The following is a 6,294-nucleotide window of genomic DNA, read 5'->3' as shown; positions in this document are numbered from 1 at the left end:
TGGCTAAATTCTGTGATTTCTTACGCAAGACCAACTACTACTGGTTTACAATGATGTTCAAGCTCCTCGATCCCGGCCTGAATTACGAATACAACGGCACCAAAAATGTCAACGGAATTGATTATAACCTGGTCAAAATTGCATTCGGTGAAGGGATCGGAGATGCTCAAGACACCTACGTGCTTTACATCAATCCGGAAACAAAATTGGTAGACCAATTCTTGTTTACCGTGATGGATTTTGGCGTCGCCGAACCCTTTTTGATGAAAGTCGAATATGAAGAAATCCAGGGCGTAAAATTACCGGCAAAAAGAAAATACGTCCGCGCGAATTGGGAAGGCGAACCGCAAAACGACGAGTGGACCGCTGAGATTTCGACGAACATCAAATTCAATAATGGCTTTGATCGCAGCATGTTTGAGAAGCCGACGACCTGATTTGTAGTACCGCTGCCATCGCTTCAAGCGATGGCAGCGTTTCAATGTAAATTCCTGAAAATGAAATTTTTGGACCTGGAAAGTTGGAACAGAAAAGAGCTGTTCTACTTTTTTAGAGAATACGAACAGCCATTCTTTAACATCTGTGCCCCTGTGGATGTGACGTTGCTGGTGAAGTTTACTAAAGAGCGCGATATTTCTTTCTTTAAGGCATCTCGCCGGTTTCCGTAGAAGTTCATCATTCTTTGATGGACGGAATTCATGGTGGAAAATTTTTCGAGCTTTTTCAGGTTTATCTTAATTCACCGGAAATGTATTTAATGTGACCGATAGGCGCTTGAGTTTAAGAAAAAAATTTAGTATAATAAATCTATGAGTGCCAAGAAAGTTATCATGTCTAAATTGGTTTCATTAAATAAAATGGACCGTTCGTTTGACCTTGAATTCTGGGATAAGGTTGGAGTACAGGGTCGATTTGAGGCGATGTGGCAAATGGTCCTCGAAGCCGAAGCCAGAAAGGGAAAGAATGTCCCGCCACTTCAAAGATCTGTTCAAAATATTAAACGAAGAAAAAGTTAAATATCTTGATCGACTACAACCAAAAATTTGACTCATTCCTGAGTCAAACGCTTTACTCAAAATTAGCTCCGCAACAACAGGAATCCATCCGGTCGATTGCTTTTAAGCATCGACTGAGCTTTCAGGAGTTTCGGCAGGTGGTCGAGGCCGCACGCGATCTCGATATGTGGGGCGAAGGAAGTTTAGCTGAAGGGTGGCAGACCCGGAGTTCCGGGATAAATTTAGAGGGTAGCCAGCTAAAAAAACACCTTTTACAGAATCTGCAATCTTACCTTAAAGAACTAAAAAGTAAGCCTAAAATCTATCCCGAAAAAGGTCTGCCCAAACCTACGCAAAGAGAAAAATACAACGTCGTCACCCAAGAGTCGGACAAAAAAATTTATGGCATGTGCCCGGTAGCTTCTGAGGAGACTGTTTGCTGCAACCTGCGCACAATCGACGCGGTGGAAAACTGCGCCTTTGGCTGCAGTTACTGCACCATTCAAACTTTTTACAGCGACAAATTCATCTTCGATGCTGACTTCGCTGAAAAACTGAAGTCAATCGATCTGGATCCGGAACGTTTTTATCATTTTGGCACCGGCCAATCTTCAGACGCGCTCCTCTGGGGCAACCGCAACGGGAATTTGGATGCGCTTTGCAAATTTGCTGCAGACAATCCCAATGTCTTGCTTGAGTTTAAAACCAAGTCCAACAACGTCCGCTATTTTCTGGAAAATGAGGTGCCGCCTAATATCGTCTGCAGTTGGTCCTTAAATCCACCGACTATCATCCAAAACGAAGAACACTTTACTGCGAACCTCAATCAACGACTCGAAGCTGCTCGTCTCGTGGCAGACCGTGGAATTAAGGTTTCGTTCCATTTCCATCCTATGGTTTATTATCAGGGCTGGGAATGTGATTACCCGGCGATTGCTTCCAGGTTGACATCTGATTTTACACCCAGGGAAGTGCTGTTTATCTCCTTCGGCTCGATCACTTTGATTAAGCCTGCGATTAAGAAAATTCGAAAACTCGGCAACCCAACCAAAATTCTGCAGATGGAAATGGTCCCCGATCCCCACGGCAAACTCACCTACCCCGATGAAATTAAAATTGCTATGTTCAGCAGTATGTACCACTCTTTTCAGGCCTGGCATGACAAAGTGTTTTTCTATTTGTGCATGGAGAAGGCCTCGATTTGGGAAAAAAGTTTTGGTTATGTTTATAGCAACAACGAGGAATTCGAAAAGAACTTTGGTGAAAAGACTATGTGTAAATTAGCTGCTTGAAATAAGATAAACCTTGCAGGTCATAAAGACCTGCAAGGTTTTGTTTTTATAAAGAGAGAAATAAATCATGAATGACAAAGAAATTAATTTAAAACAGCCGGTTGAAGATCACAACGGTATCGCCATTATTCGCGGCGGCGGCAACAGCCGGGATTGGAACAACATTAGATATAAAACCGGCATGTCCGGCAAAAACACCAATGCCAAAGAACTCTCAATTAATGTCGCGACGATTCCGCCGGGCGGTGTTGCTTACGCTCACATCCACGTTGATTTTGAAGTGATGCTTTATATTGTCGAAGGCCGCGTCCGGCATGAATTTGGAAAAGGGTGCCGGGAAGTCCTCGAGAACAAAGCCGGCGATTTCATTTTCATCGAGCCGGGCGTTCCGCACGAGGTTTTTAATATGAGCGATACGGAACCGGTGGTGGCGTTCGTTGCCAGATCAAGTGCTGAAGAATGGGATAATATTATTCAGTATGATCGGAAAAGCGAGTAATGTTCGAGGAGCGTTTATCCGAAGAGAGAATAGCGAGAAGTGGTGAGCGCAACATCCGAATTCACTTCTGGCTCTTCTATTAGTGTGATTCCTAAATAACGTGCGTAATTAAGTGCTCTTACAAAGGATCGCAAAATCTGTCTTCAAGTCGTCATTTAGTTGTCATTAAGTCAATTATTGTCATTGGCTTAATGACACTAATGACCATCAATGACTTTTAATGACTGACGCAGCATTTAAGGGACAACAAATACGATTGCCTGTTGAAATAATAATTAGGAATTGCTGTACTAGTAACAATACGAATACTTAAATGAAGTTCAAGATTAATATCTATTCTCCTGAACAACAGGGTTCCGGCGCTTTTGACGGCGGCAAAATAACCGAAATTAAACCCATCGATTTTCCCGGCGGCACCTCGCAAGCAAAACGCATCGGGCCGCTGTTTTACTGGGCCTGGGCTTCGGCAAATGGAGATGGCGTTATCGGCATGCATCCCCACAAGGGATTTGAAATTATGAGTTATGTGCTGCGTGGGGAATTAGGACATAGCGATTCGATGAGTGGCAGCAGGCGGGTTGGTACCGGTGGCGTGCAGGTGATGCAAACTGGGTCAGGTATCTCTCACCAGGAAGAAATGTTTGGTGAGCGAACGGACTTTTTCCAAATCTGGTTTGAACCGGATCTAAATGAAGCGGTTAAGCGTCAACCCAGTTACCGCGATTTCAAACACGAAGATTTCCCAGTTTCAAAAGCAACTGGGGTCAGTATCAAAAAGATAATCGGCGAGGATGCACCGATTTCGCTCGTGGCCGATGCCAAAATGGAGGATATAACAATTCAGCCGGGCGCAACATACGGCCGGAACCTTGCTTCAGGCTTTTGTTTAGCTGTGGTTGCAATTTCCGGTGAAGGTAGCTGGCAGAATGACGAAGGCGATCTAAACTTTAAAGCGAAAGATTTTTCTGTGATTGAAGCTTTAGAGGACACTGTGGTCACTGCCCACTCAACTGGTCAGGATGAATTGCGACTTGCGGTTGTCGAAATCCCGACTGAAGTCGAGTATCCTTTGTATGGATGAGAGTGATTTGACGCTTAAAAAAGGAAAACACCAATGGCATTAAGTGAGACAATATTAGGGGAATTCGATCAGGAGATGGCAAACACCCGCAAAACTCTGGAACGGGTGCCTCAGGACAAACTCGCTTGGAAACCTCATGACAAGTCATGGTCGATTAAAGAATTGGCAACACATCTTGCTAATTTGCCGAGCTGGACGATTCTTACTTTAAAAGAAGATTCATTTGATATGGCGCCTAAAGATGCGCCGCCACCCAAAACTCCGGAGGTATCAACGAGACAGGAGATGCTCGAGATGTTCGACAAAAATGTCGCCGATGCGCATGCTGCAATTGAGAAAACCAGCGATGAGGAGTTTATGAAGCCCTGGTCGCTTCTTTCCGGCGGGAAGGCGCTCTTTTCCATGCCTAAAATTGCCGTGCTGCGCAGCTTTGTTATGAACCACAACATCCACCACCGCGCCCAACTTGGGGTTTATTTGCGGCTGAATGATGTGCCCGTTCCAGCAATTTACGGTCCCACTGCAGATGAAGAGATGATGTAACTTGCAGCAATCAATTCATTTTCTTACAACCCCAAGGCCTTGCGCACTTTTGCCGGCAGCTTAGAAGCAACCAGCCGGTAAGATTCCGAAATCAAATCCTCAAGCATTTCCCTTGGCAGTACCTCCAGGTCTTCGACAAGAACCCAGTTATAGCGGCCGACATAAGGCGCCGATATGATTCCTTCCTTGCCGGTCAGCGTACTAAACATGGCCGGCGTCGCTTTGAAGCAGACTTTCGTGTTGTCCGCCGAATCGAAAACGGCAAACATTTTATCCCCGACTGAAAAGACCAGGTCTTTGCCCCATTTGATATCTTCAGTTGCGCTGGGTAAGTCTCTGCAGAATGCAATCAGGGAATCAGCGGTCATAGTATGGATGTCCTTACTGGCTCGTGAAATCATTGTACTCCTGACAGAGAACTTTGACTTTCTTTATCACATGTTACTCAATAGTATTCTTATCAATTCATTTAAATTATACTCGTTTTTAAATAAAAAAAGGCCGACAATTATGCCGGCCTTTTATTGTTTGTTTTTCCTGACTGCTTATTTAGAAGTCACCTTCTTAACCCGCTTCATTTCGCCTTTGCCCTCCATGGTTTTGCCTGCCGGATCTGTAAAAGACCATGTGTAGGAAATAGTGTCATCATCTACCATCGTTTCAACCGATTCATAAGTTCCCTGGTACCCGGTCCATTTCATAGTGAGCACCTTGCCTTCGCGTTTACCGGCGCCATCGTACATGCCCCGAAAGCCGTCAGCCCAACCGCCCATAAATTCACCTGTTTCTGGGTTTATGGTCAGGATGCCCATGCCTTGCCATCCCCCGGTATCTTGAGATTTTATCAGCAAAAATTGTCCGTTCAGGGCCATTTCAACTGTCTCAGTTTGTTCGACTTTACCCTTGGGGCCGCCCTCGCTCCAGCCTTTCCATTCACCAACCCTTGAACTGCAATATTTGTCCTCGGTGAGTGGGGTCGGGGGAGTCATGTCCATGTCACCGGCTGCCATCTCTTTTTTCTCTTTGTCTTGCGCCAGCAAAGGCATAGCAAAACAGACCAATAAAGCAAGTAAAACAACAAATAGCTTCTTCATCACAAACCTCCTCTTAATTTTATAAAACTGATTAGAAATACATGCCAATGTAAAAAAAGAAGCATGAAAAGTCAAGCTGCTTTTTTTGTTGCTACGAATAAAAACGCCGTTATTTTTCGTTTTGAAAACGTTGTTACCCAATCTATTCTCGAACTTCATTGACATCAAATTTCTCAATAGCATACCTGAGCATGGTTCGCGACATTTTTTTAGTACTTCTGCAAAAAAAATTCTTCGACTTCGAGATCGTGTTTACCTACTTCTCGCAGCATCCACCAGACTCAGATGATGTTCGGTAGAAAACTACAAAAAATGTAAAAACAAAATTTACAATTTGCAACAGAAAAATTGGTCTCTATTTTTTCCTACTTAGTTTTCTCACCAAAGAGTAAAAGAGCATCAAAGGCCACCATATACCCGCCCCCACCTGCAACCCGGCATTACCAATCAATTGTACCCCCAACATATCCTCAAACGTATTGTCGTTGATGAGATAAGTCCATGTAGAGGAAGGAGCTTTCAATTTGGCATCATCAAGGTCAATGCGGTCGTAAAGTGGCGTGCGGATTGGCTGGCCGTTGCGGCCTGGCATCGGGACGGGCTCGACCTCACCCTGAAGGCGTAACAAATCCAACATCGCCAGACTGATTCCAAGGTATATCGCCGCAGCTTTCCGACGAAGCAGGCGAGGCATGACCAGCCCATCGTCCTGCGTGCCGCTCGGCATTGACGTTGTGGTTTCAGTGGGCATCGCTGCTGTTAAAGGATTAGTAACTACGATTTCCCTGCT

10 protein-coding genes are annotated in these 6,294 nt (G+C 44.7%); 7 read left to right on the top strand and 3 right to left on the bottom strand.

Features of this window, described 5'->3' with window-relative positions:
- The 7 genes from IH879_17740 to IH879_17710 all read left to right on the top strand — a co-directional run.
- Positions 1–437: hypothetical protein (locus tag IH879_17740; GenBank protein MCH7676765.1), on the top strand; the 437-nt coding region annotated here is incomplete at its 5' end.
- Positions 438–497: 60 nt separating this feature from the next.
- Complete coding sequence (locus IH879_17735) at positions 498–668, top strand: hypothetical protein (GenBank protein MCH7676764.1); 171 nt, start codon at positions 498–500, stop codon at positions 666–668.
- A 162-nt stretch (positions 669–830) separates the two neighbouring features.
- Entirely contained in the window at positions 831–1,016 is a 186-nt protein-coding gene (locus IH879_17730) for a hypothetical protein (GenBank protein ID MCH7676763.1), read from the top strand.
- 5 nt (positions 1,017–1,021) lie between these two features.
- The gene (locus tag IH879_17725; GenBank protein ID MCH7676762.1) at positions 1,022–2,287 is read left to right on the top strand and encodes a DNA photolyase; all 1,266 of its coding nucleotides are present in this window, start codon (positions 1,022–1,024) and stop codon (positions 2,285–2,287) included.
- A gap of 67 nt (positions 2,288–2,354) precedes the next feature.
- A complete protein-coding gene (locus IH879_17720; protein MCH7676761.1) occupies positions 2,355–2,786 on the top strand; it encodes a cupin domain-containing protein in 432 nt (143 codons plus the stop codon).
- 313 nt (positions 2,787–3,099) lie between these two features.
- Entirely contained in the window at positions 3,100–3,867 is a 768-nt protein-coding gene (locus tag IH879_17715) for a pirin family protein (protein ID MCH7676760.1), read from the top strand.
- A 33-nt stretch (positions 3,868–3,900) separates the two neighbouring features.
- The gene (locus IH879_17710; GenBank protein ID MCH7676759.1) at positions 3,901–4,410 is read left to right on the top strand and encodes a DinB family protein; all 510 of its coding nucleotides are present in this window, start codon (positions 3,901–3,903) and stop codon (positions 4,408–4,410) included.
- A gap of 23 nt (positions 4,411–4,433) precedes the next feature.
- Here IH879_17710 and IH879_17705 read toward each other — a convergent pair whose 3' ends face one another.
- The 3 genes from IH879_17705 to IH879_17695 form a co-directional block, all read right to left on the bottom strand.
- On the bottom strand, positions 4,434–4,778 hold the full coding sequence (locus IH879_17705; protein MCH7676758.1) for an MmcQ/YjbR family DNA-binding protein: 345 nt from the start codon (positions 4,776–4,778) through the stop codon (positions 4,434–4,436).
- Positions 4,779–4,955: 177 nt separating this feature from the next.
- Positions 4,956–5,504, bottom strand: a complete 549-nt coding sequence (locus IH879_17700; GenBank protein MCH7676757.1) for a DUF1579 family protein — start codon at positions 5,502–5,504, stop codon at positions 4,956–4,958.
- A 355-nt stretch (positions 5,505–5,859) separates the two neighbouring features.
- Positions 5,860–6,198, bottom strand: coding sequence for a hypothetical protein (locus IH879_17695; protein ID MCH7676756.1), 339 nt, complete (start codon positions 6,196–6,198; stop codon positions 5,860–5,862).
- Positions 6,199–6,294: the final 96 nt, after the last annotated feature.

It is taken from the genome of candidate division KSB1 bacterium, from assembly GCA_022562085.1.
Taxonomy (GTDB): Bacteria; Zhuqueibacterota; Zhuqueibacteria; order Oceanimicrobiales; family Oceanimicrobiaceae; genus Oceanimicrobium.
Note: the sequence above shows the minus strand (reverse complement) of the source record. Positions and strands in the feature narration are given on the sequence as shown.

Bases quoted from the DNA above. Each gene is read 5' to 3' on its own strand.
- IH879_17715 (MCH7676760.1), top strand. From the start codon at position 3,100: ATGAAGTTCAAGATTAATATCTATTCTCCTGAACAACAGGGTTCCGGC.
- IH879_17730 (MCH7676763.1), top strand. From the start codon at position 831: ATGTCTAAATTGGTTTCATTAAATAAAATGGACCGTTCGTTTGACCTT.
- IH879_17700 (MCH7676757.1), bottom strand. From the start codon at position 5,504: ATGAAGAAGCTATTTGTTGTTTTACTTGCTTTATTGGTCTGTTTTGCT.
- IH879_17710 (MCH7676759.1), top strand. From the start codon at position 3,901: ATGGCATTAAGTGAGACAATATTAGGGGAATTCGATCAGGAGATGGCA.
- IH879_17695 (MCH7676756.1), bottom strand. From the start codon at position 6,198: ATGCCTCGCCTGCTTCGTCGGAAAGCTGCGGCGATATACCTTGGAATC.
- IH879_17720 (MCH7676761.1), top strand. From the start codon at position 2,355: ATGAATGACAAAGAAATTAATTTAAAACAGCCGGTTGAAGATCACAAC.
- IH879_17735 (MCH7676764.1), top strand. From the start codon at position 498: ATGAAATTTTTGGACCTGGAAAGTTGGAACAGAAAAGAGCTGTTCTAC.
- IH879_17705 (MCH7676758.1), bottom strand. From the start codon at position 4,778: ATGACCGCTGATTCCCTGATTGCATTCTGCAGAGACTTACCCAGCGCA.